Source organism: Candidatus Obscuribacterales bacterium (assembly GCA_036703605.1).
Taxonomy (GTDB): domain Bacteria; phylum Cyanobacteriota; class Cyanobacteriia; order RECH01; family RECH01; genus RECH01.
On the sequence record DATNRH010000306.1, the window covers coordinates 1 to 1,336 of the forward strand.

1 protein-coding gene is annotated in these 1,336 nt (G+C 54.0%); it reads left to right on the forward strand.

Annotated elements, in window-relative coordinates; genetic code table 11:
- Positions 1-60 precede the first annotated feature (60 nt).
- A partial coding sequence (locus V6D20_06415; protein ID HEY9815420.1) for an IS66 family transposase occupies positions 61-1,336 on the forward strand: 1,276 nt, incomplete at its 3' end.

Here is a 1,336-nt window from a genome sequence, read left to right on the forward strand (position 1 = left end):
GTAATTGCTCAACTAGGTTGACCTCAGCAGGTCTTTGACAGAAGATGATAAACTTTTGCCATGAAGGAACTACCCCCTCTCGATGACCTAAGCCACGCCGAAAAGGATGCCCTGATTGGAGGGCTGTGGCAGGAGTTGCAAACGTTGCGCTCCGAGGTCGAAAGGCTGAAGCAAAAGCGAGTCAAGAAAACTTCACGTAATTCCAGTTTGCCTCCGTCCCAGGGCTTCAAGCCGAATCAGAGCAGTGTTCAGACAACTCCTGTCCATGGGGAAGAAACGGGGAGGCACCGTAGTGGTGGGCGAGACTTAAGTCAACATCCGGATCAAGTCGTGATTGCCCAGGCCAAGAGTTGTCCCCACTGTGGAGTCGAGGTGGCCCCATCAACGCAGCGCCTGAGCGGGATTTACGAGCGCATTGAATTGCCTCAGATGACCCCTCACATCACGCGGGTGGAACGTTACGGTGGGATGTGTCCGTGTTGCCAAAAGACCTATGAAGCCCCTGTTCCAGTGGGTCTGGAACCCGGCTCACCCTTTGGCACCAGTATTGCGAGTCTAGTGACCTATCTGCGCTACGGTCATGCCATCAGTTATCAGCGACTAAGCCAGTTAATGAGCGAGCTTTACGGGCTAACTCTGTCGGAAGGAGCGATTGCTAACCTCTTGCAACGGGTGCAGGCTCAACTGGAAACTCCTGTAGCGAAGATTGTTGAGCGCTTACGCAGTGCTCGTCTGGTTGGTAGTGATGAAACAGGGGCACGGGTGAATGGGAAAACCCAGTGGGAATGGGTGTTTCAGAACGACCAGGTGTGTTTGCATGTGATTCGTCCCACTCGGAGCAAAACGGTCATCGATAACGTCATGGCTGGGCATCAACCGCAAATTTGGGTGTCTGACTTATTCAGTGCCCAAGCCGCTCATCCAGCACAGGACTGGCAAGTGTGTCTGGCGCATCAACTGCGCGATTGTCAGTATGCCATGGATGCGGGTGATGAGTTGTTTGCGCCCCGAATGAAACGACTGTTCCTCAAAGCTATTGCCCTGCAACGACGACGACACACTCTGGCGACCTCCACCGTCGAGCACTATTGTGGACGATTGCGTGGCTCACTGCGGGAGATTTTGAATCTGCAACCCAGATCCGTCGAGGGACAGCGGTTGCTCAAACGCTATCAGAAGATTCGGGCTCATCTGTTGCTGTTCTTGAGCGATGAGACAATTCTGCCAACCAATAATTTCAGTGAGCAGGCGTTGCGCTGGAGTGCCGTCTTTCGCAAAGTGACCAACGGCTTTCGCTCGGACTGGGGAGCAGCATCATTCGCTCAGGTGCGCTCGC